Origin of the sequence: Pseudomonas iridis, assembly GCF_017980685.1 — a bacterium.
In the GTDB taxonomy this organism is placed as follows: Bacteria; Pseudomonadota; Gammaproteobacteria; order Pseudomonadales; family Pseudomonadaceae; genus Aquipseudomonas; species Aquipseudomonas iridis.
The window spans coordinates 49,750-74,737 of the sequence record NZ_JACXXO010000004.1; the positions used below are offsets into that span (position 1 = coordinate 49,750).

The following is a 24,988-nucleotide window of genomic DNA, read 5'->3' on the forward strand; positions in this document are numbered from 1 at the left end:
CAGGTCGCCACCGCTTCCAACGAAATGAGCGCCACCGCCCACGATGTCGCCAACAGCGCATCGAACGCGGCCAACGCCGCGAAAGGTGCCGACCAGTCGGCCAAGGACGGCATGTCGATCATCGAGCGCAGCACCCGCGACATCAATCAACTGGCCGATGAGGTCAGCAAAGCGGTGACCGAAGTCGAAGCACTGGCGGTCAACAGCGAGCAGATCGGTTCGGTACTGGAAGTGATCCGCAGCATCGCCGAACAGACCAATCTGCTGGCGCTCAACGCCGCCATCGAAGCCGCCCGCGCCGGTGAAAGCGGTCGCGGTTTTGCCGTGGTCGCGGATGAAGTGCGCAACCTGGCCAAGCGTACGCAGGATTCGGTGGAAGAAATTCGCATCGTCATCGAGAAGATTCAGACCGGCACTCGCGGCGTGGTTGCGACCATGCATTCGAGCCAGACCCAGGCGCACAACAACGCCGGGCAGATCCGCCAGGCCGTGGATGCGCTGGGCAAGATCAGTGATGCGGTAACCGTGATCAGCGACATGAACCTGCAAATTGCCAGCGCCGCCGAACAGCAGAGCGCAGTGGCTGAAGAGGTTAACCGCAACGTCTCGGCGATTCGTACGGTGACTGAAACCTTGACCGGGCAAGCCACGGAGTCGGCGGCGATCAGCAGCCAGCTCAATGCGCTGGCCAGTCAGCAGATGAAGTTGATGGATCAGTTCCGCGTCTAGTGGATCACCTTAAGTCCCGTGGGAGATGGCTTGCCAGCGATGACGGCGGGTCAGTTGATACTGGGGTCGACTGACACACCGCTATCGATGGCAAACCAGCTCCCACAGGGACAAAGGGTGTCCCTGAATATCGGTTTTCATCTAGCCCGACATTCTTTTCTACTATCATCGCCCTCTCGCTCCGGAGGGCCTTCGATGACTGATTTACTCACGTCCATTCAAGCCGCACTCGGCTTGCCCTACACGCCTGTTGCGTTCACCGCCCGTGGCGCCCTTCCCTCGGCGTTTGCCGTCACCGATCTGGCCTGCGCCAGCATTGCCGCTGCCGGGCAAGCAGTCAGCGAATTGCTCCATCAACACATCGGTCGTCGACCGGCGGTTGAAGTCGACCGTCGTCTGGCTTCGTTCTGGTTTGCCACTTCTATCCGCCCGATCGGCTGGTCCATGCCACCATTGTGGGACCCGGTCGCCGGCGACTATGCGACCAAGGATGGCTGGATCCGTCTGCACACCAATGCCCCGCACCATCGCGCCGCCGCTGAAAGCGTGCTCGGTGCCTGCGCCGACCACGCAGCAATGGCGGCGAAAGTTGCCCAGTGGAACAGCGAGGCGCTGGAGCAAGCCGTGGTCGAGGCCAAGGGCTGCGCCGCTGAAATGCGCAGCTGGGTGAAGTGGCAGCAGCATCCGCAGGGAATGGCGGTGAATGCCGAGCCACTTGTTCATGTGATTGCCGATCAGGTCGAAATCAATAAACCGTGGCAAGGCTCTATCGCCCAACCACTGGCCGGTATCAAAGTGCTCGACCTGACCCGGGTACTCGCAGGCCCCACTGCCAGCCGCTTTCTCGCAGGCCTGGGTGCCAACGTATTGCGCATCGATCCGCCGACCTGGAACGAGCCTGGCGTAGTGCCGGAAGTAACGCTCGGTAAACGCTGCGCGCGGTTGGACCTGCATGATCCAGCGGATCGCGCAGTGTTCGAGCACTTACTGAAAGACGCCGACATGTTGCTGCACGGCTATCGCGCCGATGCCCTGGAGAATCTGGGTTTCGGTGTCGAACGCCGTCGACAACTGGCGCCGGGGTTGATAGACGTCTGCCTCAATGCCTATGGCTGGAGCGGCCCGTGGCAGAATCGCCGTGGTTTTGACAGCCTGGTGCAGATGAGCAGCGGCATCGCCGAGGCGGGGCAGCGCTGGAAGCAGACGGACAAACCGTCGCCCCTGCCAGTGCAGGCGCTTGATCACGCGACCGGGTATCTGATGGCGGCGATTGCGATCAGGTTGCTGAGCGAGCGGTTGCGCAGTGGTCAAGGAGGTTCGGCGCGCTTGTCCCTGGCACGTATGGCGAAGCTCTTGATCGAACAGGGACCGGGCACAGATGAGGCGTTGCGCGCTGAGGATGAGCGGGATCAGGGCTTATTGGTGGAGCAGACACCGTGGGGGCTGGCACATCGGTTACAGGTGCCGCTAAAGATCAGCGGGACGCCGCTGCAGTGGTCTTTGCCGGCTACAGAATTGGGTTCGCATCGACCACAGTGGGTCTGATGCCCTCACCCCAGCCCTCTCCCAAAGGGAGAGGGAGCCGACCGAGGTGTCTGGCGTCATACATCGACCTGAAAGATCGAGTCGATTGTGGATTCAATCGAAAGCGAACACATCTGCACACTCTCCAAAACCTGAGATCAACGCGATAGTTCAGGTCGATGTAACTCGAAAGAATGCCTCGGTCGGCCCCCTCTCCCTCCGGGAGAGGGCTGGGGTGAGGGGAGCGTTCTCACAGCGACAACAGACCGCTGTACAACCCATAAGCCGCCAACCCCGCGCCGATGATCACGCAGGTAAAAATACCTTTCTCGACCGTGGTGAACAGCGGCTCGCCCTGCTCATGTTTGGCTTTGGCAAACAGGATCACCCCCGGCGCATACAGCAACGCCGACAGCAGCAGATATTTCATCCCGCCGGCATACAACAACCACACCGCATAACTCAGGGCGATGCCGCCGATCAGCAGATCCTTGGTGCGCTCGGCCGAGGCATGTTCGTAGGTTTCGCCGCGCCCGCTCAATAACACCGCGTAGGCCGCCGACCACAGGTACGGCACCAGAATCATTGATGACGCCAGATAAATCAGGCTGGTGTAAGTGCCGGCGGAATACAGCGTGATCAGCAGGAATATCTGGATCATCACGTTGGTCAGCCACAACGCGTTGACCGGCACATGGTTGGCGTTTTCCTTTTTCAGGAACGCCGGCATGGTCTTGTCACGGGCCGTGGCGAAAAGGATTTCGGCACAGAGCAACGCCCACGACAGCAACGCCCCGAGCAGCGAGATCGCCAAACCAATGCTGATCGCCAGCGCCCCCCACGGCCCGACGATGTGTTCAAGCACCGCCGCCAGCGACGGGTTTTGCAGATTGGCCAGTTCCGGCTGGCTCATGATCCCCAGTGACAACACGTTGACCAGCACCAGTAGCGCCAGTACGCCGATGAAGCCAATCACCGTGGCACGCCCGACATCGCTGCGTTTTTCCGCTCGTGCCGAGTACACGCTGGCGCCCTCGATGCCGATGAAGACGAACACCGTCACCAGCATCATGTTGCGCACCTGATCCATCACCCCGCCGAAACTCGGGTTGCTGCGGCCCCAGATGTCGCGGGTAAAGATGTCAGCCTTGAACGCCAGCGCGGCGATGACGATAAACATGATCAGCGGCACGATCTTGGCCACGGTGGTCACCTGGTTGATGAACGCCGCCTCCTTGATCCCGCGCATCACCAGAAAATGCACAGCCCACAGCAGCACCGACGCGCAGCCAATGGCGATCGGTGTATTGCCTTGGCCGAATACCGGAAAGAAATAACCGAGGGTGCTGAACAGCAGAACGAAGTAACCGACGTTGCCCAGCCAGGCACTGATCCAGTAACCCCAGGCCGACGAGAAGCCCATGTAGTCGCCAAACCCGGCCTTGGCGTAGGCGTAGACGCCGGAGTCCAGCTCGGGCTTGCGATTGGCCAGGGTTTGAAACACGAAGGCCAGGGTCAGCATGCCGATGGCAGTAATCCCCCAACCGATCAGGATCGCCCCCGCATCGGCGCGTGCCGCCATGTTCTGCGGCAGCGAGAAAATTCCGCCGCCAATCATCGACCCCACCACCAGGGCGATCAACGCACCAAGGCGCAGCTTTTGCGTCGGTTGCGACATTCCAGTCTCCCTCTAATGTGGTGAGCGATTATTTATAACAACAATTAATTAGATGAATAAAACAGGATGACGCCTATCAGTTAATGCCAATAAATATATAGCGGATAACGCTAACGCCTACCACGTTAAGACAGTTTTGTGCGCTGATCCTGATTAATCAATTCTGTACTGAAAACAGAAGGGAAAAATTTGCCAAACCCGGAAAAAGAACTAGCGTCATAACTCGAAAGTAATAATAGCCATTCCCAACCACATTGCGAAAACCCTTCTATAACGGGCCTCGCAGACGGTCGCTTTATGCCTGAAGCGACTCCCTAAGTCATTCATTAACAATGGAATGTGACCATGAACTGATCTATGTCAGCTATTTGAACAGACAACAGAACTACGCTGTGTTCTCTTCCTGCAATGGAGTCATGCAATGTCTGAAGCTCCCGGAAAACTAAGACTCGGCGCACTGGTTGCATTAGTCGTCGGCTCAATGATCGGTGGCGGGATATTCTCCTTGCCACAAAACATGGCCGCCAGTGCCGACGTCGGCGCGGTATTGATCGGTTGGGCGATCACCGCTGTCGGCATGCTCACCCTCGCTTTTGTCTTCCAGACCCTCGCCAATCGCAAGCCTGACCTGGACGGCGGTGTCTACGCCTACGCCAAGGCCGGATTCGGCGATTACATGGGTTTTTCCTCCGCCTGGGGCTACTGGATCAGTGCATGGCTGGGCAACGTCGGCTACTTCGTTCTGCTGTTCAGCACCCTGGGGTATTTCTTCCCGATTTTCGGTGAAGGCAACACGGTTGCTGCGGTCATTGGTGCTTCGATTCTGTTGTGGGCGGTGCATTTCCTGGTACTTCGCGGGATCAAGGAAGCGGCGTTCATCAACCTCGTGACCACCGTCGCCAAAGTCGTGCCGCTGGTGCTGTTCGTGTTGATCGCCGTCTTCGCCTTCAAACTGGACATCTTCACCGCCGACATCTGGGGCCTGAAGAACCCGGATCTGGGCAGCGTGATGAACCAGGTACGCAACATGATGCTGGTCACTGTGTGGGTGTTCATCGGCATCGAGGGCGCGAGCATTTTCTCGGCCCGCGCTGAAAAACGCTCCGACGTGGGTAAAGCCACCGTGATCGGTTTCATCACCGTGCTGCTGTTTTTGATGCTGGTGAACGTGCTGTCGCTGGGCATCATGACTCAGCCAGAACTGGCCAAACTGCAGAACCCGTCGATGGCTGCCGTGCTTGAGCACGTGGTCGGTCCGTGGGGCGCAGCGCTGATCAGCGTCGGTCTGATCATCTCGCTGCTGGGGGCGCTGCTGTCGTGGGTGCTGCTGTGTGCGGAGATCATGTTCGCCGCCGCCAAAGACCACACCATGCCGGAGTTTCTGCGCAAGGAAAACGCCAACCACGTACCGGTCAACGCCCTGTGGCTGACCAACGCGATGGTGCAGATTTTCCTGGTCATCACCCTGTTTTCGGCCAGCACTTACCTGTCGCTGATCTACCTCGCCACGTCGATGATTCTGGTGCCCTATCTGTGGTCGGCGGCCTACGCCCTGCTGCTGGCAGTGCGCGGCGAAAGCTATGAAGGTTTTGCGGCCGAGCGGCGCAAGGATCTGATCATCGGCGGCATTGCCCTGATCTACGCGGTGTGGCTGCTGTACGCCGGCGGCGTGAAGTACCTGCTGCTCTCGGCCCTGCTCTATGCGCCCGGCGCGATCCTGTTCGCCAAGGCCAAGCTCGAACTCAAACAACCGGTTTTCACCAACGTCGAGAAGCTGATTTTCGCCGCAGTGGTCGTAGGCGCCCTGGTGGCTGCCTACGGACTGTATGACGGCTTCCTGACTCTGTAACTGCCAAACGTTTTATCTCTGGAGGATCACTGCAATGACCACGGAAAAAGTTAAGTACGGCGTCCATTCCGAAGCCGGCAAACTGCGCAAAGTCATGGTTTGCTCCCCAGGTCTGGCCCATCAGCGGCTGACCCCGAACAACTGCGATGAACTGCTGTTTGACGATGTACTGTGGGTTGCCCAGGCCAAGCGCGACCACTTCGACTTCGTCACCAAGATGCGTGAGCGCGGGATCGACGTGCTGGAAATGCACAACCTGCTGACCGACATCGTCGCCATTCCCGAAGCGCTGGACTGGATTCTCGATCGCAAGGTCACCGCCGATTCGGTGGGCCTGGGCCTGATCAGCGAAGTGAAGTCCTGGCTGAAAAGCCTTGAGCCACGGCACATCGCCGAATTCCTGATTGGCGGCGTGTCCGCCGATGATCTGCCAGACAGCTTCGGTGGCAAGATCATCGAGATGTACCGCGACTTCCTCGGCCACTCCAGCTTCATCTTGCCGCCGCTGCCGAACACCCAGTTCACCCGCGACACCACGTGCTGGATCTACGGCGGCGTAACGCTGAACCCGATGTACTGGCCGGCGCGTCGCCAGGAGACCCTGCTGACCACCGCCATCTACAAATTCCATCCGCAGTTCACCAACGCCGAATTCGAGATCTGGTACGGCGACCCGGACAAGGACCACGGCAGCTCCACCCTTGAGGGCGGCGACGTCATGCCAATCGGCAACGGCGTGGTGTTGATCGGCATGGGCGAGCGCTCATCCCGTCAGGCCATCGGTCAATTGGCGCTGAATCTGTTCAAGAACAAAGCCGTGGAGAAAGTCATCGTTGCCGGCCTGCCGAAGTCTCGCGCCGCGATGCACCTGGACACCGTGTTCAGCTTCTGCGACCGCGACCTCGTGACGATTTTCCCGGAAGTGGTCAACCAGATCGTCGCTTTCACCCTGCGACCTGATGAAAGCAAACAGGGCGGCATCGACATTCGCCGCGAAGAAACCAGCTTCCTCGACACCGTCGCGGCCGCGCTCAATCTCAAAGCGCTGCGCGTGGTGGAAACCGGCGGCAACAGCTTCGCCGCCGAACGCGAGCAATGGGACGACGGCAACAACGTGGTGGCCGTGGAACCGGGCGTGGTCATCGGCTACGACCGCAACACCTACACCAACACCCTGCTGCGCAAGGCAGGCGTGGAGGTCATCACCATCAGCGCCGGTGAATTGGGCCGTGGCCGTGGCGGCGGCCACTGCATGACCTGCCCGATCATCCGCGACCCAATCGATTACTAAACCTCTGAGCCCTGGCCGGCACTTACAACGTGCGGCCAGGGGGATAACCGATACCGAAGGAGATCCATCATGGCTTTTAATATGCGCAACCGCAGTTTGCTGAGCTTGATGCACCACACCACTCGCGAACTGAATTACCTGATCGACCTGTCCCGCGACCTCAAACGCGCCAAGTACACCGGCACCGAGCGTCCACACCTGCAAGGCAAGAACATCGCGCTGATCTTCGAAAAAACCTCGACCCGCACCCGTTGTGCGTTCGAAGTCGCGGCCCACGATCAGGGTGCTCACGTCACCTACATCGACCCGGTGTCGTCCCAGATCGGCCACAAAGAAAGCATGAAAGACACCGCCCGCGTCCTCGGCCGGATGTTCGACGCCATCGAGTACCGTGGCTTTGAACAGGAAATCGTCGAAGAGCTGGCCAAGTACGCCGGCGTCCCGGTGTTCAACGGCCTGACCGCTGAATTCCACCCGACGCAAATGATCGCTGACGTGCTGACCATGCGCGAACACAGCGACAAGCCGATGCATGACATCAGCTACGCCTACCTCGGCGACGCCCGCTACAACATGGGCAACTCGCTGCTGATGATCGGCGCCAAACTCGGCATGGACGTGCGTATCGCTGCACCGAAAGCCCTGTGGCCACACGCTGACTTCATCGCTCAATGCAAAGAGTTTGCCGAAGAAAGCGGCGCGCGCATCACCATCACCGAAGACCCGAAAGAAGCGGTCAAGGGTGTCGACTTCATCCACACCGACATCTGGGTGTCGATGGGTGAACCGGTGGAAGCGTGGGACGAGCGCATCGAGCAACTGCTGCCGTACCAGGTCAACACGCAGATGATGAAAGCCTCCGGTAATCCACGGGTGAAATTCATGCACTGCCTGCCGGCGTTCCACAACAGCGAAACCAAGGTGGGTAAAGACATCGCCGCGCGCTATCCGCACCTGGCCAATGGCGTCGAAGTAACGGAAGAAGTCTTCGAATCCCCGGCCAACATCGCCTTCGAGCAAGCGGAAAACCGCATGCACACGATCAAGGCGATTATCGTGTCGGCGTTGGCGGATATCTAACTGAAATAGCTCCCACTGAAGGAACCGGTTCCAAATGTGGGAGCGAGCCTGCTCGCGAAAGCGGTGGGTCATTCAACAGCGATGTCGACTGATCTGACGCCTTCGCGAGCAGGCTCGCTCCCACAGTGAATCGCGGTTGCGACAGTGTGACCGAGTCGTTTGCCATTCCTCCGCTCTAGAAGGACATGCACCATGCGTATCGTCGTAGCGTTGGGCGGTAACGCCCTGCTCCGCCGTGGTGAGCCGATGACCGCTGACAACCAGCGCGCCAACATCCGCATCGCCACCGAGCAAATCGCCAAGATCCATCCCGGCAACCAACTGGTCATCGCCCACGGCAATGGCCCGCAAGTCGGCCTGCTATCGCTGCAAGCCGCGGCCTATACCTCCGTCAGCCCTTACCCGCTGGACGTGCTCGGTGCCGAAACCGAAGGCATGATCGGCTACATCATCGAACAGGAACTGGGCAACCTGCTGGACTTCGAAGTACCGTTCGCCACCCTGCTCACCCAGGTCGAAGTCGACGCCAATGACCCGGCCTTCAAGAACCCGACCAAACCGATCGGCCCGGTCTACGAGAAAGCCGAGGCAGAAAAACTTGCCGCCGAAAAAGGCTGGGCCATCGCTGCGGACGGCGACAAGTTCCGCCGTGTGGTCGCCAGTCCACGACCAAAACGCATCTTCGAAATCCGTCCGATCAAGTGGCTGCTGGACAAGGGCAGCATCGTCATCTGCGCCGGTGGCGGCGGGATTCCGACCATGTACGACGAAAACCGCAACCTCAAGGGCATCGAAGCGGTGATCGACAAGGACTTGTGCTCGTCGCTGCTGGCAGAACAGCTGGAGGCGGATTTGCTGGTGATTGCCACTGACGTCAACGCCGCGTTCATCGATTACGGCAAGCCGACGCAGAAAGCCATCGCCGAGGCCCACCCGGATGAACTCGAACGCCTGGGCTTCGCCGCGGGCTCCATGGGACCAAAGGTTCAGGCAGCCTGCGAATTCGCGCGCCATACTGGCAAGGTCGCGGTGATCGGTTCGCTGGCGGACATCGAAGCGATTGTCCAGGGCAGCGCCGGTACGCGGATCAGCACGGCGAAACCCGGTATCACCTATCGATAATCAGAAACGCCGGGGGCAGGCCCAGGGTCTGCCCTTCTCCCATGCCTTGAAAGGAGAAATCCATGGCCCAGTTTGAACCTGGTCACTTGCACATTGAGCGGCACGCGTTGACCCCGGACGACGTCAGTTACAACGTGCACCTCGACTACGAGGTGTTCACCGATCCTCAAAAAGGCAGAGGCATCCAGTTCACGATGCATGGCAACCTTCAGGGCAAGGACATGAAAGAGACCTTCTTCCTGCCCAAAGAAGAGGCCTACAACTTTGCCAACAATGTGACGAAAATCGCCGAGAAGTACGGCATTCCGAAGACGCACAGCCAGATCGGCTCGGTTCACAAGCATTACGACATGATGTTCGAAGACATCCGCAAGCAGCTGGATATGAAATCCGGCGATCCGGTGAATCTTGAGCGTTTTGAGTAAACCTTAAAAAGCCCCTCACCCTAACCCTCTCCCAAAGGGAGAGGGGACTGATTGGGGGATATTGCGGTATTACGCCGACCTGATGCTGCATTACTGAATCCATAATCGACTCGATTTACCAGGTCGACGCGTAGCGCCAGACATCTCGGTCGGCTCCCTCTCCCTCCGGGAGAGGGCTGGGGTGAGGGTGCTTTTGATTTAAGGCATACTTGCCCCCCTCCGCACTCCAGAACCCGAAACCGTCCCATGCGTATCCACGTCAGCTTCATCGACCGCGTCGGCATCACCCAGGAAGTACTGGCCATTCTCGGTGGGCGCAACCTTAATCTGGATGCCGTGGAGATGATCCCGCCGAACGTCTACATCGACGCCCCGACCCTGAGCCCGCAAGTGCTCGAAGAACTCAAGGATGCGCTGTTTCGCGTGCTCGGCGTGGAAGCGGTAACGGTAGTCGACATCCTCCCCGGCCAGCGTCGGCACTTGCAACTCGATGCGTTGCTCGCGGCGATGACCGACCCGGTGCTGGCCCTCGACAGTGCGGGCAAAGTGCTGCTGGCCAACCCGGCATTGATCGCGTTGTACGGGCGTGAGCCGGCGGGCGAAGGCGTCTCTGAGCTGTTCAACGATCCCGGTCTGCTGGAAACCCTGCTCGAGCACGGTTTTCGCCTGCCGCTGCGCGAGATCACCGTCAACGGCCAGACGCTGTTGCTCGACGCTACGCCGATCACCGACGCTGGCGCCCTGCTCACGCTGTATCAACCGAACCGCATCGGCGAACAGCTCTCGGCGTTGCACCACGACCACGCTGAAGGTTTCGACGCGCTGCTCGGCGAATCCCCGGCGATCCGCACCCTCAAGGCTCGTGCGCAGCGCGTTGCCGCCCTTGATGCGCCCCTGCTGATTCAAGGCGAAACCGGCACCGGTAAAGAACTGGTCGCCCGTGCCTGCCATGCGATCAGTGCGCGGCACAGCGCGCCATTCCTGGCACTGAACTGCGCGGCGCTGCCGGAGAACCTCGCCGAGAGCGAACTGTTCGGCTACGCCCCCGGCGCCTTCACTGGCGCGGCGCGCGGCGGCAAACCGGGGTTGATGGAACTGGCCAACCAAGGCACGGTATTTCTCGACGAGATCGGCGAGATGTCACCGTACTTGCAGGCCAAGTTGCTGCGTTTTCTCAACGATGGCAGCTTCCGTCGGGTCGGCGGTGACCGCGAGGTGAAGGTCAACGTGCGAATTCTCAGCGCGACCCACCGCGACCTGGAAAAAATGGTCAGCGAAGGTTCGTTTCGCGAAGACCTGTTCTACCGCCTTAACGTGCTCAATGTTGAAGTGCCGCCGCTGCGCGAACGCGGTCAGGACATTCTGTTGCTGGCGCGTTATTTCATGCAGCAGGCCTGTGCGCAGATTCAGCGCCCGGTCTGTCGCCTCGCACCCGGCACTTACCCGGCACTGCTGGGCAATCGCTGGCCGGGCAACGTGCGGCAGTTGCAGAACGTGATCTTCCGCGCTGCCGCGATCTGCGAAAGCAGCCTGGTCGACATCGGCGACCTCGACATCGCCGGTACGTCCGTTGCGCGCCAGGCCGACAGTGACGTCGACAGCCTTGAACAAGCGGTCGAAGGCTTCGAGAAATCGTTGCTGGAAAAACTCTACGCCAGCTACCCCTCGACCCGCCAACTGGCCAGCCGCCTGCAAACGTCGCACACCGCCATCGCCCATCGTTTACGCAAGTACGGCATCCCTAACAAATCCTGAGAACACCGCATACCTGTGGGAGCTGGCTTGCCAGCGATGACGTCGGCATGGCCACGATTGAGGGTGACTGATCCACCGCAATCGCTGGCAAGCCAGCTCCCACAGGGAATGTGACGGATTCGAAATCCGTTCAAAAACGACCTCCATCTGTACTGAAAGCGCTACAGCGGAACGATATCGCTACACCCTCCTCCCGTCACCGCTGTGCAAGGCTTTGATCCCGCTCAGCTTTTTTCTTCGCCTCATGCTGTAGCGATTTCGCTACGCGCACGTCCTCAGCCCCACCATCAAAAATCAATAAGTCATTGTTTTATATATATAAATTTACATTGGCCGCGATCTTGCTAATTAATTCCTCATAAATAAGGGCTTCCCGGCCCAAGCCTTCCACCGCGTCCACCAGACGAGTCTGGTCCCTGAGGAGTTTCCATGAGCGAGTTGCGTTTTACTGAAGATCACGAATGGCTGCGCGCCGAAGCTGACGGTAGCGTTACTGTCGGCATCACCGCTTTCGCGCAGAACGCCTTGGGCGACGTGGTATTCGTGCAACTGCCTGAACTGCAGGCTTACGAAAAAGGCGCCGAAGCCGCCACCGTCGAATCGGTGAAAGCTGCCAGCGGCGTGTACATGCCCCTCGACGGCGACGTGCTGGAAGTGAACCCGGCGCTGGAAGACAGCCCTGAGCTGGTCAACGAAGATCCACTGGGCCAAGGCTGGTTCTTCCGCTTCAAACCAAGCGACGCCGCCGCTGTCGGCAAATTGCTTGATCAAGACGCTTACGACCGTCTGATCAAAGCCCAAGCCGAAGCCTGAGGAGAACCGACATGACACAAGTAAACCTGGGCACCGCCAACGAATTCATCGCCCGTCACATCGGCCCGCGCGCCGGTGACGAGCAAGCCATGCTCAACAGCCTTGGCTTCGATTCGCTCGAAGCCCTGAGCGCCAGCGTCATCCCGGAAAGCATCAAGGGCACCAGCGTGCTGGGCATGGACGATGGCCTGAGCGAGGCCGATGCACTGGCCATGATCAAGGGCATCGCCGGCAAGAACCAGCTGTTCAAGACCTACATCGGCCAGGGCTATTACAACTGCCACACGCCGTCGCCGATCCTGCGCAACCTTCTGGAGAACCCGGCCTGGTACACCGCTTACACCCCGTACCAGCCAGAAATTTCCCAGGGCCGTCTCGAAGCGCTGCTGAACTTCCAGACCCTGATCAGCGACCTCACCGGCCTGCCGATCGCCAACGCCTCCCTGCTCGACGAAGCGACTGCCGCTGCCGAAGCGATGACCTTCTGCAAACGCCTGAGCAAGAACAAGGGCAGCCACCAATTCTTCGCCTCGATCCACAGCCACCCGCAAACCCTCGACGTGCTGCGCACCCGTGCCGAGCCGCTGGGCATTGAAGTGGTCGTGGGCGATGAGCACGCATTGACCGATGTAACGCCATTCTTCGGCGCATTGCTGCAATACCCGGCCAGCAACGGTGATGTGTTCGACTACCGCGAACTGACCGAGCGCTTCCACGCCGCCAACGCCTTGGTTGCCGTAGCCGCCGACCTGCTCGCCCTGACTCTGCTGACCGCCCCGGGCGAGTTCGGCGCTGACGTTGCCATCGGTTCCGCACAACGCTTCGGCGTGCCGCTGGGCTTTGGTGGCCCGCACGCGGCTTACTTCTCCACCAAAGATGCGTTCAAGCGCGACATGCCGGGCCGTCTGGTCGGCGTTTCGGTTGACCGTTTCGGCAAGCCTGCCCTGCGCCTGGCGATGCAGACCCGCGAGCAACACATCCGCCGCGAGAAAGCCACGTCCAACATCTGCACCGCGCAAGTGCTGCTGGCCAACATCGCCAGCATGTACGCCGTGTATCACGGCCCGAAAGGCCTGACCCAGATCGCCAACCGCATCCATCACCTGACCGCGATTCTGGCCAAGGGCCTGACTGCGCTGGGTCTGAATGTCGAGCAGGAGAGCTTCTTCGACACCCTGACAGTGGCTACCGGCGCGCAAACCGCTGCGCTGCACGACAAGGCTCACGCCCAGCAGATCAACCTGCGCGTCATTGACGCCCAGCGTCTGGGTCTGTCGGTTGACGAAACCACCGCTCAGGCTGATATCGAAACCCTGTGGAGCGTCTTCGCCGACGGCAAAACCCTGCCGGACTTCGCCGCCCTCGCCGCCACCGTGCAGAGCACCATTCCTGCTGCGCTGGTACGCCAGTCGCCGATCCTCAGCCACCCGGTGTTCAACCGTTATCACTCCGAAACCGAGCTGATGCGCTACCTGCGCAAACTGGCGGACAAGGATCTGGCACTGGATCGCACCATGATCCCGCTGGGCTCGTGCACCATGAAACTCAACGCCGCCAGCGAAATGATCCCGGTGACCTGGGCCGAGTTCGGCGCCCTGCACCCGTTCGCGCCAGCCGCACAAAGTGCCGGTTATCAGCAACTGACCGATGAACTGGAAGCGATGCTCTGCGCCGCCACCGGTTACGACTCGATCTCGCTGCAACCGAACGCCGGTTCGCAAGGTGAATACGCAGGTCTGCTGGCGATCCGCGCCTATCACCAGAGCCGTGGCGATGACCGTCGCGACATCTGCCTGATCCCGTCATCCGCTCACGGCACCAACCCTGCTACTGCCAACATGGCCGGCATGCGCGTGGTCGTGACCGCTTGCGATGCTCGTGGCAACGTCGACATCGAAGACCTGCGCGCCAAAGCCATCGAGCACCGCGATCACCTCGCCGCGCTGATGATCACTTACCCGTCGACCCACGGCGTGTTCGAAGAAGGCATCCGCGAAATCTGCGGGATCATTCATGACAACGGCGGCCAGGTGTACATCGACGGCGCCAACATGAACGCGATGGTCGGCCTCTGCGCGCCAGGCAAGTTCGGCGGCGACGTGTCGCACCTGAACCTGCACAAAACCTTCTGCATTCCCCACGGCGGTGGCGGCCCGGGCGTCGGCCCGATCGGCGTCAAGTCGCACCTGACGCCATTCCTGCCAGGCCACGGCCAGATGGAACGCAAGGAAGGCGCGGTCTGCGCGGCACCGTTCGGCAGCGCAAGCATTTTGCCGATCACCTGGATGTACATCCGCATGATGGGCGGCGCCGGTCTGAAGCGCGCTTCGCAACTGGCGATCCTCAATGCCAACTACATTTCCCGTCGCCTCGAAGAGCACTACCCAGTGCTGTACACCGACAGCAACGGTCTGGTGGCGCACGAATGCATCCTCGACCTGCGTCCGCTGAAAGACAGCAGCGGCATCAGCGTTGATGACGTCGCCAAGCGTCTGATCGACTTCGGCTTCCACGCCCCGACCATGTCGTTCCCGGTGGCTGGCACGCTGATGATCGAGCCGACCGAAAGCGAATCCAGGGAAGAACTGGACCGCTTCTGCGACGCCATGATCCGCATCCGCGAAGAAATCCGCGCTGTGGAAAACGGCACGCTGGACAAGGAAGACAACCCGCTGAAAAACGCTCCGCACACCGCAGCGGAACTGGTCGGCGAGTGGACTCACCCGTACAGCCGCGAGCAAGCCGTTTACCCGGTGGCCTCGTTGATCGAAGGCAAATACTGGCCACCGGTCGGTCGCGTCGACAACGTGTTCGGCGACCGCAACCTGGTCTGCGCCTGCCCGTCGATCGAAAGCTACGCTTAATAGAATCAGGGGGCAGGCTTACCTGCCCCCACTTTCAAGAACACCACAAATCCCTGTGGGAGCTGGCTTGCCAGCGATGAGGGTGGATCAGTCTCCATCTTTGTTGCCTGGCACACCGCCATCGCTGGCAAGCCAGCTCCCACAGGGGGATGTACCAAGCCTGATGTTTCGCCAATTCCTATAACAAGAAACCGGAGAACCACTCATGTCGTTAAGCGTGTTCGACCTGTTCAAGATTGGCATCGGCCCCTCCAGCTCCCACACCGTCGGCCCGATGCGCGCAGCTGCGCGTTTCGCTGAGGGTTTGCGTCGTGAAAACCTGCAGACTGCTACCGCCAGCGTTCGCGTCGAGTTGTACGGTTCTCTCGGCGCCACCGGTAAAGGGCACGGCAGCGACAAAGCCGTGTTGCTAGGCCTCGAAGGTGAACATCCCGACACCGTTGATACCGAAACCGTCGCCGCGCGTTTGCAAGAAATTCGCAGCAACGCCCGCCTGAACCTGCTTGGCGAACACAGCATTGCGTTCAACGAGAAAGAGCACCTGGCGATGATCCGCAAGCCGCTGGCCTATCACCCCAACGGCATGATCTTCCGTGCGTTCGACGCGGCGGGGATTCAGATCCGCAGCCGCGAGTACTACTCGGTCGGCGGAGGTTTTGTTGTCGACGAGGACGCGGCCGGCGCTGACCGCATTGTCGAAGATGTCACCCCACTGACGTTCCCCTTCAAAAGCGCCAAGGACTTGCTCGCTCATTGCAGTACGTATGGCCTGTCGATCAGCCAGGTGATGCTGACCAACGAAAGCGCGTGGCGCCCGGAGGCGGAAACCCGCGCCGGCCTGCTGAAAATCTGGCAAGTAATGCAGGATTGCGTGGACGCCGGCTGCCGCAACGAGGGCATTTTGCCGGGAGGGTTGAAGGTCAAACGCCGTGCTGCGGCGCTGCATCGGCAGCTGTGCAAAAACCCGGAATCCGCGCTGCGTGATCCGCTGTCGGTACTCGACTGGGTCAACCTCTACGCGCTGGCCGTCAACGAAGAAAACGCCAATGGCGGGCGCGTGGTGACCGCACCTACCAACGGCGCAGCGGGAATCATCCCGGCGGTGCTGCATTACTACATTCGCTTTATTCCCGGTGCAAATGACGACGGCGTTGTGCGTTTTCTGCTCACGGCGGCAGCGATCGGCATTCTGTACAAGGAAAACGCCTCGATCTCCGGCGCCGAAGTCGGTTGTCAGGGCGAGGTCGGCGTGGCTTGTTCGATGGCGGCGGGTGCGTTGTGTGAAGTCCTCGGCGGCAGCGTGCAGCAAGTCGAAAACGCGGCGGAAATCGGTATGGAACACAACCTCGGCCTGACCTGTGACCCGATTGGAGGGCTGGTTCAAGTGCCGTGCATCGAGCGCAACGCCATGGGCTCGGTGAAAGCGATCAATGCGGTGCGCATGGCACTGCGGGGTGACGGACAACACTTCGTCTCTCTCGACAAGGTCATCCGCACCATGCGCCAGACCGGCGCTGACATGAAAAGCAAATACAAAGAGACCGCCCGCGGCGGTCTGGCGGTCAACATTATCGAATGCTGATTGATGTCGTCTCCGTCAGGAGAAAGTGAATTTGATGCCCTCTTCCTTTGGGAGAGGGTCGTACTTAGCCCCCCTCCCTCCGGGAGAGGGCTGGGGTGAGGGGCTTTTGATCCTGACCCGTTATTCAAGGAGCCACGCATGTCCACCGAACAACTGTCGAAAACCCCGCTGCACGCCCTGCACATCGAACTCGGCGCCCGTATGGTGCCGTTCGCCGGCTACGACATGCCGGTGCAATACCCCCTCGGTGTGATGAAAGAGCACCAGCACACCCGCGAGCAGGCCGGGCTGTTCGATGTCTCGCACATGGGCCAGATCCACCTGACCGGCGCGAATGCCGCCAAAGCCCTGGAAACCCTGGTGCCGGTAGACATCATCGACCTGCCGGTGGGCATGCAGCGTTACGCGATGTTCACCAACGAGCAAGGCGGCATTCTCGATGACCTGATGGTTGCCAACCTCGGCAATGATGAACTGTTCCTGGTGGTTAACGCCGCGTGCAAGGATCAGGACCTGGCGCATCTGCAGAAACACATTGGCGATCAGTGCACCATTACGGCGCTGTTCGAGGAGCGCGCACTGCTCGCGCTGCAAGGTCCTGCGGCGGTAACAGCACTGGCGCGTCTTGCTCCGGAAGTGGCGAAGATGACCTTCATGCAATTCAACCGCGTGCAGCTACTCGGCGTGGATTGCTTCGTCAGCCGTTCCGGTTACACCGGTGAAGACGGTTTCGAAATCTCGGTGCCGGCCGCCGACGCAGAAAAACTCGCCCGCGCCCTGCTCGCCGAACCTGAAGTAGCGGCCATCGGCCTCGGCGCTCGCGATTCGTTGCGCCTGGAGGCCGGCCTGTGCCTGTACGGCCACGACATGAACACCGAAACCACGCCCATCGAAGCCAGCCTGCTGTGGGCCATGTCCAAGCCACGCCGCGCCGATGGCGCACGGGCCGGCGGTTTCCCGGGGGCAGAACCTATCTTCGCCCAACAACAAAATGGCGTCGCACGCAAACGCGTCGGCCTGCTGCCGCAGGAACGCACGCCGGTGCGCGAAGGCGCGGAAATCGTCAACGAAGCCGGCGACATCATCGGTAGCGTATGCAGTGGCGGCTTCGGTCCGACGCTGGGCGGGCCATTGGCAATGGGTTACCTCGACAGTGCTTACGTCACTCTCGATACGCCAGTGTGGGCAATCGTTCGTGGGAAAAAGGTGCAAATGCTTGTAAGCAAAATGCCATTTGTTCCACAACGCTACTACCGTGGTTGATTGACTGTTTCTATAAGTAACGCGATTGCGTTATGCGTGCACTAATGTGTAACGCAATCGCCATAAAACAGTGCAGTTTCTAACAACCGATTCGAATATGAACTTTACTTATAACGTTCGAAAACATTTGAACAAGCTAATCGTCTAAGCCTGCACTAGTGGATTGACCAAGTGCCATCAAGCGCAGCAAAACCGGGCCTGCAAGGGGCTTGTTTTTTCTCCGGTAGTTGGCGTAGAGTTTCCCCACTGTGTTTGCATGGGTCAGCTTGGAATCGTGACCTGGGCAGTAGCCTACAAGTTAGCTACATCCCGTTCGACGTCTTCTTACTCTCCTGCAACCAGCCCCAGTACTCTTTCATGAGAAAGAGGCTGTCATTAATTTATTGCGTCAAAGGAAATAAGAAATGTCCACACGTCAGAGCGGTACCGTCAAGTGGTTTAACGACGAGAAAGGTTTTGGTTTTATCACTCCAGAAAGCGGTCCGGATCTGTTCGTGCATTTCCGCGCCATTCAGGGCAACGGCTTCAAGAGCCTGAAAGAAGGCCAGAAAGTGACCTTCGTTGCAGTGCAAGGCCAAAAAGGCATGCAGGCTGACGAAGTACAAGCAGAGGCCTGATCTGTGTAACGAAAAAGCCCCTGATATTGATATCAGGGGCTTTTTTGTGCGCGCGAATCCGTAAAATGGCAATTCCTTAAAGCGTCCAGAGGCTGCCATGTCGAAAAACCTGCTCACTCCCCAGGGCGATTTTCCAGCCGTTGGCCTCGGCCGTCGTCTGGCCGCGATGTTCTACGACTTTCTGTTGTGCACCGCCCTGCTGATCGTGACCGGCTTCGTTTACAAGCTCATCCAGGGTTTGATCATCGGTGAAGAACGCCTGCGGGTGATGACCGACGCCGGACAGCTCGACGGTGATCCGTTGTACTCGACCGTGCTGCTATTGGTATTGTTTGGATTCTTCGCCAAGTTCTGGACCCATGGTGGGCAGACGCTGGGCATGCAGGTGTGGGGCATTCGCGTGCAGAACGCCAATGGCACCGCAATCAGCCTGTGGCAGGCGTTGCTGCGGTTTATGGTGTCGATTGCGTCGTGGTTGTGCGTGGGGCTGGGTTTCTTCTGGTCGCTGTACGACAAGCAGAAGCGCACGTGGCATGACATCTATTCGGACACCTGCGTGGTGCGGGTTCCGAAGAAGACCAAGTAACTCTTCACACCACAAACCAATGTGGGAGCGAGCCTGCTCGCGAAAGCGGTGTGTCAGTCGACTTGAACATTGACTGACACACCGCTTTCGCGAGCGGGCTCGCTCCCACAGGTTTTGTGTATTGCTTATAGATCTCAGGCGTTACCGGCCAGCTTCATCCGCGCCGCCTGGGTGAAATCCAGCATCCGCTTCAAAGGTCGAATCGCCTGCGGAATCAACGCCGGATCAACAAAGATCTCGTTCATCCCTTCCTTCAAGCTCTTGAGCGTACGCTCAAGGGTATTCATGGCCATCCACGGGCAATGTGCGCAACTGCGGCACGCGGCGCCGTTACCGGCGGTTGGCGCCTCGATGAAGACTTTGTCCGGGCACAGCTGCTGCATCTTGTAGAAGATGCCGCGGTCGGTGGCAACGATCAGGGTCTTGTTCGGCAGGGACTGCGCCGCGGCGATCAATTGACTGGTGGAGCCCACGGCATCTGCCAGTTCGATCACGGCAGTCGGCGATTCGGGGTGCACCAGAATGGCGGCGTCCGGGTACAAGGCCTTCATGTCTTCAAGCTGCTTGGACTTGAACTCCTCGTGGACGATGCAGGCTCCGTCCCACAGCAACATATCCGCGCCGGTCTTGCGCTGAATGTAGGTGCCCAGATGCTTGTCAGGCCCCCAGATGATGGTCTCGCCGTTGTCCATCAGGCTTTCGACGATTTCCAGTGCACAACTCGACGTCACCACCCAGTCGGCCCGGGCTTTGACGGCAGCGGAGGTGTTGGCGTAGACCACCACCGTGCGCTCCGGGTGCTGATCGCAGAACGCCGAGAATTCGTCAACCGGGCAGCCCAGGTCCAGCGAGCAAGTCGCTTCCAGGGTTGGCATCAGCACGCGTTTTTCCGGGTTGAGAATTTTGGCGGTCTCACCCATGAACTTTACGCCGGCGACTACCACGGTCTTGGCCGGATGGGCATTGCCGAAGCGGGCCATTTCCAGAGAGTCGGATACACAGCCACCGGTTTCTTCGGCCAAGGCCTGAATCACAGGATCGCAATAGAAGTGGGCAACCAGCACCGCGTCCTGAGCCTTGAGCTCTGCGGCGATGGCGGAACGGTAATAAGCCTCTTCCTCGGCAGTCAGCGGTTTGGGCTGTTTGGCGTCGAGGTGGGCTTGAACCAGAAGGCGTTCGGAAATCTGCGTCATGTTCGCAAGACCTGCAGGCGCTTTCGCGCGAAAGTCGAGTATACACCCGGCTCCGGACCGCTTGAGGGTACCGCCGGGAGAGTGAGTTTTATCAGGCACGGACAGCGTTGAAGCTGCGCAAGGCTACAGAATATCCCGGGGATACAAAAGATGATTCTGACCTGCGTCAGCGCAACTTGCACTGGAACAACGCACGTCCAAATCACAGGCAAAAAAAAACCCGGAAATCCTCACTTGCGTGGGCCTTCCGGATTTTCTAAACCGCCAAAAATGGTGGGTCGTGTGGGATTCGAACCTACGACCAATTGGTTAAAAGCCAACTGCTCTACCAACTGAGCTAACGACCCGCTGTGTGGTGGCGCGTATAATACTGATTTTTAAGGACTATTCAACACCTTTTTGAAAATAATCAAAAATAAGGTGTTGGATCGCTCACGCCGGCCGCTGCAAAGCCTTCTGCGCGCAGGCGGCAGCTATCGCATTTACCACAGGCACGGCCTTCATCATCGGCCTGATAGCAGGAAACAGTCAGCCCGTAATCAACGCCCAGCTTCACGCCCGCCTGGACGATCTGCGCCTTGCTCAGGTTCTGCAACGGCGCCTGGATGCGGAAACCATCACCCTCGACGCCGGCCTTGGTCGCCAGATTGGCCATGCGCTCGAACGACTCGATGAACTCGGGACGGCAATCCGGATAGCCGGAGTAGTCCACCGCGTTCACACCGATGAAGATGTCGCGAGCGCCGAGCACTTCAGCCCAACCCAACGCCAGAGACAGGAACACCGTGTTGCGTGCCGGCACGTAAGTGACCGGGATGCCCTCACCCAGCTCTTCAGGGATATCAATGCTGGTGTCGGTCAGTGCCGAGCCGCCCATGCCATTCAGGTTGATGCCGATCACCTTGTGCTCGACCACACCCAGGTCGCGAGCGACGCGCGCAGCGGCATGCAATTCAGCATGGGAGCGCTGGCCGTAATCGAAACTCATGGTGTAGCAGGCGTACCCTTCAGCGCGGGCCATGGCCACGACCGTTGCCGAGTCCAGACCACCGGACAGCAGGATCACCGCACGTTTTTCGGTTGTGTTCAGTTGTTCAGTCATTTCAGCGCCCCGGCTCATCATTCCATAGATATTTATGCAGCTGCAGTTGCAACCGCACTGGCAGGTTGTCCGCCACCACCCAATCCGCCAGTTCCCTTGCGTTGAGGTCATGGTGACTTGGAGAAAACAGAACTTCGCCGGCACGCCGGTCGAGCCCGTACTGGATCAGTTTGGACACCGCCCAGTCGTAGTCTTCCCGCGAGCAGATGACAAACTTCACCTGATCGTTGGGCTTCAGCAGTTCGATATTTTCGTAAAGGTTGCGATGGGCTTCTTTCGAGCCCGGTGTCTTCAGGTCAACCACGCGACTGACGCGCGGGTCGACCGCCGAAATATCGAGAGCACCGCTGGTTTCCAGCGAGACCTCATAACCGGCATCACACAGCTGTTTGAGCAAGGGAATGGCGTTCGGCTGCGCCAGCGGCTCACCGCCGGTGACACAGACGTAACGCGGACGAAATCCGGCCACTTGTTCGAGGATATCGTCGAGCGTGCGGACGGTGCCGCCGCTGAACGCGTAGGCACTGTCGCAGTATTGGCAACGCAAAGGGCAACCGGTCAGGCGCACAAAAACAGTGGGCAGCCCGGCAGTCCGCGTTTCCCCCTGCAAAGAGTAGAAAACTTCGGTGATTCTCAATGTGTCTTGCATAGTCGCCACGGGCGTAACAGCTAAACAGGCTGTCCGCCTCCGTCAGGCACTTCAGGTAATCGCGCCAACGCGCGGACCACAAGAAGCGTGTTTCAGAAAAAGGGCGTGAATTCTAACGAAAAAACCCGCGACAGGCGCGGGTTTCTTCTAAACGGATGATGTATCCGAAAAGCTCAGGCTTACATGCGCTGCAAATCGCGCTGGGCCAACTGAGCGGCGGACGTACCCGGATATTGGGCCACCACCTGCTGCAGAATGCCTTTTACCTTGTCGGTGTGACCGAGGCGGCGCTCTACGTCAGCCAGCTTGTACAGCGAATCCGGCACCTTGTTGTGCTTGGGATACAGCTGCGAAACCTTGGCGAAAGCCTGACCTGCACCTTGCAGATCGCCCTTGGCCAGGTTCACTTCGCCCAACCAGTACTGGGCGTTGCCCGCGTATTGGCTGTTCGGGTATTTGCGCAGGAATGCCGAGAAAGCCAGGCTGGCCTTGTCGAAATCCTTGGCTTTGATCAGGTCGAAAGCGGCATCGTAATACAGCTTTTCCTTGGCCGGATCAGCCGGCTCGCTACCCGCAGCAGGTGCCTGGGCGGCAGCCGCCCCGGCGCCAGCGGCAGCACCGGCAGCAGCACTTGCATCGCCACCGGCAGAAGAATTCTCAGGAGTCGCGGCAGGAGCAACACCGGATCCTATGCGTCGATCAAGATCCTGGTATCGCTCCAGGGATTCTTGCTTCATACGCGAAACTTGGTTCTGCAGTTCTTCAATCACACCTTGCTGGCGCGATATCTGATCCTGCATCTGTTGCAGTTGGTTAAACAGCATGCCTTGTGCCGAGGCAGGGGCCGAAGCCGCTCCCCCGGCATAGGCGCCGTTCGTACCGTAACCCGCAGGCGGATAACTGCTCCCGCTATTGTTATAACCGGAGTTGTCATCGACCACAGGAACCGCAGCCCACACCGCAAGCGGTGCGAGACTGAGAGCCAGAACAGTTACAGCACGACGGCACGTTCGCATATCGAATTACTTACGCAGTTCGACGCGACGGTTTTGAGCCCAGGACTGCTCGTCGTTGCCGGTAGCAACTGGACGCTCTTCGCCGTAGGAAACCAGTTCCAGCTGAGCTGGGGAAACACCTTGCAGTACCAGGTAGCGTTGAACGGCTTTCGCACGACGCTCGCCCAGTGCCATGTTGTACTCACGAGTACCACGTTCGTCGGTGTTGCCTTCCAGAACAACGCGAGCGCCGTTTGCTTTCAGGTCTTTGGCGTGAACGTCCAGAGCGCGCATGGCTTCTGGCTTCAGGTCCGAGCTGTCGTATTCGAAGTAGAAGGTGGTGATTGCGCGCAGAGCAGCTTCTTCGCTCAGGGAACCGTCAACGGCACCAGTGTTTGCGCCGTAACCAGCGTTTGGATCAACAGCGCCTTCACCGGCGTTGTCGCCGCCTTTGGACGAGCAACCTACAGCTACAGCCATGGCCAGAGCCAGCGCAGCAAATTTACCAAACTTCAGCATTTCCATCGTGAAACTCCTAATGAACCCCAGTGTGTTAAGTAAAACGTGTAGCGCCCGCTCACTTCAGGTAAGGGGACCAGGACGGTTCTCTGACTTCGCCTTGAGCGGTAGGAAGCGGGAGCCTAACGCGTCCATTAATGGACACGAGCATCAAGACTCCCCGGCCCTGTTGGCGGGTGGCGTAGATTACCATGGTGCCGTTGGGCGCAACAGTAGGCGACTCGTCCAGAGTGCTATCAGTGAGAATCTTTACACTACCTCGCTGCAAATCCTGGGCGGCCACCTTGAAATTGGTGAAACCATCCTGGCGATGGATCATCACCAGCGTCTTTTCATCTGCCGACAGTTTCGGGTTGGCGTTGTAGTTACCTACGAACGTCACACGCTCGGCACCACCGCCGCTGGCGCTGGTTTTGTAGATTTGTGGCTTGCCGCCGCGATCCGAGGTGAAGTAGATGGTCGAACCATCCTTGCCCCAGTACGGTTCGGTGTTGATGCCTGGGCCCGCCGTTACACGATTGATCTGACGCGAAGCCAGGTTCATCACGTAGATATCCGGGTTACCGTCCTTAGACAACACGAACGCCAGACGATCACCATTCGGCGACCAGGCCGGTGCGCCGTTCAGGCCTTCGAAGTTGGTGATCTGCTCACGACGCCCCGTGTCGATGTTCTGCATGAAAATACGTGGACGCTTCTGCTCGAACGACACGTAAGCGATACGCTTGCCATCCGGTGCGAAACGCGGCGACAGGATCGGCTCGCGCGATTGCAACAGAGTCACGGCGCGAGCACCGTCATAGTCCGAACGCTGCAAGGTGTAACGGGTGTTCTTCTCGGAGAAGCGTTCAGCCGTCACGTACAGCAGGCGGGTCGAAAACGCGCCCTGGATACCGGTGAGTTTCTCGAACGACTGGTCAGAGATGTAGTGCGCCATATCGCGCAACTGCTCGGTGGTACCGGAAACACTGCCGTCAGCCACTTTCTGCTCGGTGGCCACGTTGAACAGTGCCCATTGCACCTGCAGACGACCGCCCGCTGGTGCGATGCTGCCGACCATCATGTATTGAGCACCTACCGCCTTCCAGTCACGGAAGATGATTTCGCTCGCCTGGCTTGGCTGGCTGATCATGTTTTGCTTTGGAATCGGCGAGTAGTAGCCCGAGTTACGCAAATCGTTACCAATAATTTCAGCCATGTCGTCCGGCAGGACGGCGCCGCCCTGCAAACCGAACGGTACAACAGCGATCGGAGTAGCCCGATCGCTGCCGCTGGTGACCAGAATGTTCTTTTCATCAGCCATCGCGATCCCTGCCATGCAGCAGATCACGACCAGCATTCCTCGAAGAAGG

At 59.2% G+C, this 24,988-nt stretch carries 20 protein-coding genes, 1 tRNA gene and 1 pseudogene; 14 read left to right on the forward strand and 8 right to left on the reverse strand.

What is annotated here, in order from left to right; genetic code table 11:
• Nucleotides 1–201 precede the first annotated feature (201 nt).
• Nucleotides 202–729, forward strand: a pseudogene (locus IEQ42_RS27715) (methyl-accepting chemotaxis protein); the annotation flags it as partial.
• Nucleotides 730–924: 195 nt separating this feature from the next.
• Nucleotides 925–2,274, forward strand: coding sequence for a CoA transferase (locus IEQ42_RS09500; protein WP_210703343.1), 1,350 nt, complete (start codon nt 925–927; stop codon nt 2,272–2,274).
• A gap of 229 nt (nt 2,275–2,503) precedes the next feature.
• Here the strand turns inward: IEQ42_RS09500 and arcD (IEQ42_RS09505) are convergent, their stop codons facing one another.
• Entirely contained in the window at nt 2,504–3,931 is a 1,428-nt protein-coding gene (gene arcD / locus IEQ42_RS09505) for an arginine-ornithine antiporter (protein WP_210703344.1), read from the reverse strand.
• A 421-nt stretch (nt 3,932–4,352) separates the two neighbouring features.
• Here arcD (IEQ42_RS09505) and arcD (IEQ42_RS09510) point away from each other — a divergent pair, with 421 nt between their 5' ends.
• From arcD (IEQ42_RS09510) to IEQ42_RS09565, 12 genes are all read left to right on the forward strand, one after another.
• Nucleotides 4,353–5,780: an arginine-ornithine antiporter gene (gene arcD, locus IEQ42_RS09510; RefSeq protein WP_150592879.1), complete on the forward strand. Its 1,428-nt coding sequence runs from the start codon at nt 4,353–4,355 to the stop codon at nt 5,778–5,780.
• A 34-nt stretch (nt 5,781–5,814) separates the two neighbouring features.
• The gene (gene arcA, locus IEQ42_RS09515; RefSeq protein ID WP_150592878.1) at nt 5,815–7,071 is read left to right on the forward strand and encodes an arginine deiminase; all 1,257 of its coding nucleotides are present in this window, start codon (nt 5,815–5,817) and stop codon (nt 7,069–7,071) included.
• A gap of 69 nt (nt 7,072–7,140) precedes the next feature.
• Entirely contained in the window at nt 7,141–8,151 is a 1,011-nt protein-coding gene (locus IEQ42_RS09520) for an ornithine carbamoyltransferase (protein WP_042560622.1), read from the forward strand.
• A 192-nt stretch (nt 8,152–8,343) separates the two neighbouring features.
• A complete protein-coding gene (gene arcC, locus IEQ42_RS09525; RefSeq protein WP_210703345.1) occupies nt 8,344–9,273 on the forward strand; it encodes a carbamate kinase in 930 nt (309 codons plus the stop codon).
• A 62-nt stretch (nt 9,274–9,335) separates the two neighbouring features.
• Nucleotides 9,336–9,698, forward strand: a complete 363-nt coding sequence (locus tag IEQ42_RS09530; RefSeq protein ID WP_210703346.1) for a DUF5064 family protein — start codon at nt 9,336–9,338, stop codon at nt 9,696–9,698.
• A gap of 246 nt (nt 9,699–9,944) precedes the next feature.
• On the forward strand, nt 9,945–11,453 hold the full coding sequence (locus IEQ42_RS09535; RefSeq protein ID WP_150592874.1) for a sigma-54-dependent transcriptional regulator: 1,509 nt from the start codon (nt 9,945–9,947) through the stop codon (nt 11,451–11,453).
• A gap of 429 nt (nt 11,454–11,882) precedes the next feature.
• The gene (gene gcvH / locus IEQ42_RS09540) at nt 11,883–12,266 is read left to right on the forward strand and encodes a glycine cleavage system protein GcvH (RefSeq protein ID WP_042560627.1); all 384 of its coding nucleotides are present in this window, start codon (nt 11,883–11,885) and stop codon (nt 12,264–12,266) included.
• An 11-nt stretch (nt 12,267–12,277) separates the two neighbouring features.
• Nucleotides 12,278–15,130 carry an aminomethyl-transferring glycine dehydrogenase gene (gcvP, locus tag IEQ42_RS09545; RefSeq protein ID WP_210703347.1) on the forward strand — a complete coding sequence of 951 codons (2,853 nt, stop codon included), beginning with the start codon at nt 12,278–12,280 and terminating at the stop codon, nt 15,128–15,130.
• 205 nt (nt 15,131–15,335) lie between these two features.
• On the forward strand, nt 15,336–16,712 hold the full coding sequence (locus IEQ42_RS09550; protein ID WP_210703348.1) for an L-serine ammonia-lyase: 1,377 nt from the start codon (nt 15,336–15,338) through the stop codon (nt 16,710–16,712).
• Nucleotides 16,713–16,850: 138 nt separating this feature from the next.
• On the forward strand, nt 16,851–17,975 hold the full coding sequence (gene gcvT / locus IEQ42_RS09555; RefSeq protein ID WP_210703349.1) for a glycine cleavage system aminomethyltransferase GcvT: 1,125 nt from the start codon (nt 16,851–16,853) through the stop codon (nt 17,973–17,975).
• Nucleotides 17,976–18,379: 404 nt separating this feature from the next.
• On the forward strand, nt 18,380–18,592 hold the full coding sequence (locus IEQ42_RS09560) for a cold-shock protein (RefSeq protein WP_003227496.1): 213 nt from the start codon (nt 18,380–18,382) through the stop codon (nt 18,590–18,592).
• A 97-nt stretch (nt 18,593–18,689) separates the two neighbouring features.
• A complete protein-coding gene (locus IEQ42_RS09565) occupies nt 18,690–19,178 on the forward strand; it encodes an RDD family protein (protein WP_042560631.1) in 489 nt (162 codons plus the stop codon).
• A 134-nt stretch (nt 19,179–19,312) separates the two neighbouring features.
• On the opposite strand, the gene nadA is transcribed toward IEQ42_RS09565, so the two are convergent.
• The 7 genes from nadA to tolB all read right to left on the reverse strand — a co-directional run bounded on the left by nadA (nt 19,313) and on the right by tolB (nt 24,975).
• Complete coding sequence (gene nadA, locus IEQ42_RS09570) at nt 19,313–20,371, reverse strand: quinolinate synthase NadA (RefSeq protein ID WP_210703350.1); 1,059 nt, start codon at nt 20,369–20,371, stop codon at nt 19,313–19,315.
• A gap of 271 nt (nt 20,372–20,642) precedes the next feature.
• Nucleotides 20,643–20,718, reverse strand: a tRNA-Lys gene (locus IEQ42_RS09575).
• Between the two features lie 62 nt (nt 20,719–20,780).
• Complete coding sequence (queC, locus tag IEQ42_RS09580; RefSeq protein ID WP_042560633.1) at nt 20,781–21,473, reverse strand: 7-cyano-7-deazaguanine synthase QueC; 693 nt, start codon at nt 21,471–21,473, stop codon at nt 20,781–20,783.
• 1 nt (nt 21,474) lies between these two features.
• A complete protein-coding gene (gene queE, locus IEQ42_RS09585) occupies nt 21,475–22,122 on the reverse strand; it encodes a 7-carboxy-7-deazaguanine synthase QueE (protein WP_210703351.1) in 648 nt (215 codons plus the stop codon).
• Between the two features lie 179 nt (nt 22,123–22,301).
• Nucleotides 22,302–23,138 (reverse strand): tol-pal system protein YbgF, encoded by an 837-nt coding sequence (gene ybgF, locus IEQ42_RS09590; protein ID WP_210703352.1) that lies wholly within the window; start codon nt 23,136–23,138, stop codon nt 22,302–22,304.
• A 6-nt stretch (nt 23,139–23,144) separates the two neighbouring features.
• Nucleotides 23,145–23,642, reverse strand: coding sequence for a peptidoglycan-associated lipoprotein Pal (pal, locus tag IEQ42_RS09595; protein WP_003178634.1), 498 nt, complete (start codon nt 23,640–23,642; stop codon nt 23,145–23,147).
• A gap of 52 nt (nt 23,643–23,694) precedes the next feature.
• Nucleotides 23,695–24,975 (reverse strand): Tol-Pal system beta propeller repeat protein TolB, encoded by a 1,281-nt coding sequence (gene tolB, locus IEQ42_RS09600; RefSeq protein ID WP_210703476.1) that lies wholly within the window; start codon nt 24,973–24,975, stop codon nt 23,695–23,697.
• Nucleotides 24,976–24,988: the final 13 nt, after the last annotated feature.

Bases quoted from the DNA above. Each gene is read 5' to 3' on its own strand.
- IEQ42_RS09520 (WP_042560622.1), top strand. From the start codon at position 7,141: ATGGCTTTTAATATGCGCAACCGCAGTTTGCTGAGCTTGATGCACCAC.
- arcD (WP_210703344.1), bottom strand. From the start codon at position 3,931: ATGTCGCAACCGACGCAAAAGCTGCGCCTTGGTGCGTTGATCGCCCTG.
- IEQ42_RS09535 (WP_150592874.1), top strand. From the start codon at position 9,945: ATGCGTATCCACGTCAGCTTCATCGACCGCGTCGGCATCACCCAGGAA.
- queE (WP_210703351.1), bottom strand. From the start codon at position 22,122: ATGCAAGACACATTGAGAATCACCGAAGTTTTCTACTCTTTGCAGGGG.
- gcvP (WP_210703347.1), top strand. From the start codon at position 12,278: ATGACACAAGTAAACCTGGGCACCGCCAACGAATTCATCGCCCGTCAC.
- tolB (WP_210703476.1), bottom strand. From the start codon at position 24,975: ATGCTGGTCGTGATCTGCTGCATGGCAGGGATCGCGATGGCTGATGAA.
- IEQ42_RS09530 (WP_210703346.1), top strand. From the start codon at position 9,336: ATGGCCCAGTTTGAACCTGGTCACTTGCACATTGAGCGGCACGCGTTG.
- pal (WP_003178634.1), bottom strand. From the start codon at position 23,642: ATGGAAATGCTGAAGTTTGGTAAATTTGCTGCGCTGGCTCTGGCCATG.
- gcvT (WP_210703349.1), top strand. From the start codon at position 16,851: ATGTCCACCGAACAACTGTCGAAAACCCCGCTGCACGCCCTGCACATC.
- queC (WP_042560633.1), bottom strand. From the start codon at position 21,473: ATGACTGAACAACTGAACACAACCGAAAAACGTGCGGTGATCCTGCTG.
- IEQ42_RS09565 (WP_042560631.1), top strand. From the start codon at position 18,690: ATGTCGAAAAACCTGCTCACTCCCCAGGGCGATTTTCCAGCCGTTGGC.
- nadA (WP_210703350.1), bottom strand. From the start codon at position 20,371: ATGACGCAGATTTCCGAACGCCTTCTGGTTCAAGCCCACCTCGACGCC.
- IEQ42_RS09500 (WP_210703343.1), top strand. From the start codon at position 925: ATGACTGATTTACTCACGTCCATTCAAGCCGCACTCGGCTTGCCCTAC.
- arcD (WP_150592879.1), top strand. From the start codon at position 4,353: ATGTCTGAAGCTCCCGGAAAACTAAGACTCGGCGCACTGGTTGCATTA.
- IEQ42_RS09550 (WP_210703348.1), top strand. From the start codon at position 15,336: ATGTCGTTAAGCGTGTTCGACCTGTTCAAGATTGGCATCGGCCCCTCC.
- arcC (WP_210703345.1), top strand. From the start codon at position 8,344: ATGCGTATCGTCGTAGCGTTGGGCGGTAACGCCCTGCTCCGCCGTGGT.
- arcA (WP_150592878.1), top strand. From the start codon at position 5,815: ATGACCACGGAAAAAGTTAAGTACGGCGTCCATTCCGAAGCCGGCAAA.
- ybgF (WP_210703352.1), bottom strand. From the start codon at position 23,138: ATGCGAACGTGCCGTCGTGCTGTAACTGTTCTGGCTCTCAGTCTCGCA.
- gcvH (WP_042560627.1), top strand. From the start codon at position 11,883: ATGAGCGAGTTGCGTTTTACTGAAGATCACGAATGGCTGCGCGCCGAA.
- IEQ42_RS09560 (WP_003227496.1), top strand. From the start codon at position 18,380: ATGTCCACACGTCAGAGCGGTACCGTCAAGTGGTTTAACGACGAGAAA.